We start from the raw sequence: 2,354 nt of genomic DNA on the forward strand, positions 1-2,354 counted from the left end.
GGCCGCCAAGAAGACCGCCGACGCCCCATCGTCCAGTGAGGACGGCGACAGTGACGGCGCCAAGACGGCCGCGAAGAAGACCGCGGCCCGCAAGCCGGCTCGGGGCCGGAGCGCCGCTGAAGAGGGCAACAGCGGCGACTAGTGCGCGTGCGGGCCCGCCACCAGTGGTGGGGGCGCCACCCGGCGGGCCCGCACCCGCACCCCCTTCCCCTACAACCTGACCGGAGGAGCCCGTGGACACAGCCGTACGCGCCTGGCTGCTCGCCCAGTTGGGCACCAGCACCGACATCCCCGACCTCGAGCAGCGCTACACGCGCCTGGGCACCGCACGGGCGGTCGCCCTCGAGGTCGTCCGCGAACGTCTGGCCGCGCTCCTGGCTCAGCCGTCCTCCGTCAACGTCAGCTCGGTCGTCTCCGTGTCCTTCTCGGAGAACATCAAGGCGTACGAGCGGCAGATCGCCAGCCTCGAGAACGGGGAGCCGCCCGCCCCGGACGACCCCGACGACGGCGGCACCTTCCCCGACAGCCTCGGCATGCTGTACCTGGTCGAACGGCCGCGCCGATGACCACCTCCGTCCGGCGTGGCCGCACCCTCCGCTCGAGGCTCCTGTCTTTCATCACCGGGGCCGTCGACCGGCTCCGTGCCGCATGGCTGCTGCTGACCAACGCGCAGAACCGGCTCCTGAACGCCCTCGGATCGATCCCGGCAACCCGCAACGGCACCAGCCGGCGCCTCCGCCAAGCCGTCGACGCGTTCAACACGAGCCTGGGGGCGTTCAACCGGGCCGCGATGGCGTTCGCGGAACGCTGGGCCGCAACCGACCTGCCCCTCATCTACCGCGAAGGCGCCTTCACGCTCCTCGACAACGCCGACCGCCCGCAGTCCCTGTTCTCCTGGACCGACCGGCACCGGGCCGCCATCACCACCACGTCCGCCCAGTACTACGCCGACTTCACCGGCCGGATCAGCGAAGCCCTCCGCCGGGCGCGGGTGTTCCTGCGGGCCGTGCAGGACGCCGCCCGCACCCGCATCGGGCCCCTCGACCTCGACCAGCTGCGCCGCGACCACCCCCTGGGCACCGTCGTCTACGCCAACAACGCCCGGCATCCGGTGGACGCGTGGGCGCGGGCCGCGATCACCTGGCAGGCCGTGACCACCGCGAACACCGCAGCAGCCCGCACCAGCCTGGACGACCTCGGCGTCAACTACCTCGAGGTCCGTGACGGCGCGGACTGTGGATGGACCAGCCACGACGACCCCGACAAGGCGCACCGCACTCTGCGCACGGTCCAGGACGCTCTCGCCCACCCCTCCAGCCATCCGCACTGCGTACGGGAGCTTTTGCCGCGCATGGACCTCATCGGCCGCGACGACATCCACACAGGAGCCCCACTGTGACCGCCATCGACTACGACCTGGAATTCCTGGAGGACGGCCGCACCATAGAGCTGATCTCCATCGGCATGGTGTGTGACGACGGACGCCAGTACTACGCCGTCAGCAGCGACCTGCCGAAACGTAAGATCCGCAAGCACAAGTGGCTGATGGAGAACGTCGTCCCGCACCTTCCGCAGGGGCACGGTGACCGCCGCAACCACGTACCGAAGTCCTGGCTGTTCGACTACGCCGACCCGGCCGTGAAGCGGCGCGAGCGCATCGCCGACGAGGTCATGGATTTCATCCGCGCAGCCGGGCCAGACGTGCAGCTGTGGGCGAACTATGGCGCCTACGACCACGTCTGCCTCGCTCAGCTGTGGGGCCGCATGATTGACCTCCCTGAGGGCGTCCCGATGTTCACCAACGACATCCAGCAGGAGGCCCGCCGTCTCGGCTTCGGGTGGGACGAACTCCCCAAGCAGGAGAGCAGCGAGCACAACGCGCTTGCTGACGCCCGCCACAACCAGGTCGTCCGACGCTGGTTGGCCGAGAGGGCGACCTCGTGACCGATCCTGTGGCCCAGACCGTGCACCCCGGCGGAGGCGTCCCCCCAGGCTGGCGGCGCGACCTGATCCAGGACTGGCTCACCGCCAACGAAATCGACCCCGCCGCCGTCTACGCGGACGCCCCCATCCTGATCCTGACGTTCCCGTACCAGCCCAACCGCGACGGCGGCCCCTGGTTCATCCAGGTCATCGCCTTCACGCAGCTCTACGTCAACGCCGACGGGGCCAAGGAGTACGACTTCCTCACCGGCGGCCCCGTCCGCTTCCAGCGGACCGTGCCCCTCAAGACGCCCTTCCCAGCCGACCCCACACCCGGCGACGAAGGAACCCGTGATGGCCAAGCTGACCGGCAAGCAGCGCAAGAAGCTCCCCAAGAAGTCGTTCGCCCTGCCCGGGAAGAGGGCGTATCC

4 protein-coding genes are annotated in these 2,354 nt (G+C 69.8%); all 4 read left to right on the forward strand.

Features of this window, described 5'->3' with window-relative positions; translation table 11 throughout:
- Positions 1 to 233: 233 nt before the first annotated feature.
- Positions 234 to 566 carry a hypothetical protein gene (locus ACFVWR_RS19020; protein WP_387215997.1) on the forward strand — a complete coding sequence of 111 codons (333 nt, stop codon included), beginning with the start codon at positions 234 to 236 and terminating at the stop codon, positions 564 to 566.
- Positions 563 to 1,399 (forward strand): hypothetical protein, encoded by an 837-nt coding sequence (locus ACFVWR_RS19025; protein ID WP_387216000.1) that lies wholly within the window; start codon positions 563 to 565, stop codon positions 1,397 to 1,399. The genes ACFVWR_RS19020 and ACFVWR_RS19025 overlap by 4 nt, the downstream gene beginning before the upstream one ends.
- A complete protein-coding gene (locus ACFVWR_RS19030; protein WP_387216003.1) occupies positions 1,396 to 1,944 on the forward strand; it encodes a 3'-5' exoribonuclease domain-containing protein in 549 nt (182 codons plus the stop codon). Before ACFVWR_RS19025 ends, ACFVWR_RS19030 begins: the two co-directional genes overlap by 4 nt.
- A partial coding sequence (locus tag ACFVWR_RS19035) for a hypothetical protein (RefSeq protein ID WP_387216006.1) occupies positions 1,941 to 2,354 on the forward strand: 414 nt, incomplete at its 3' end. The genes ACFVWR_RS19030 and ACFVWR_RS19035, both read left to right, overlap by 4 nt.

It is taken from the genome of Leifsonia sp. NPDC058292 (assembly GCF_042880955.1).
GTDB lineage: Bacteria > Actinomycetota > Actinomycetes > Actinomycetales > Microbacteriaceae > Leifsonia.

What these genes read in the sequence shown, in the direction of transcription:
- ACFVWR_RS19025 (WP_387216000.1), top strand. Translation starts at nt 563, where the DNA reads ATGACCACCTCCGTCCGGCGTGGCCGCACCCTCCGCTCGAGGCTCCTG.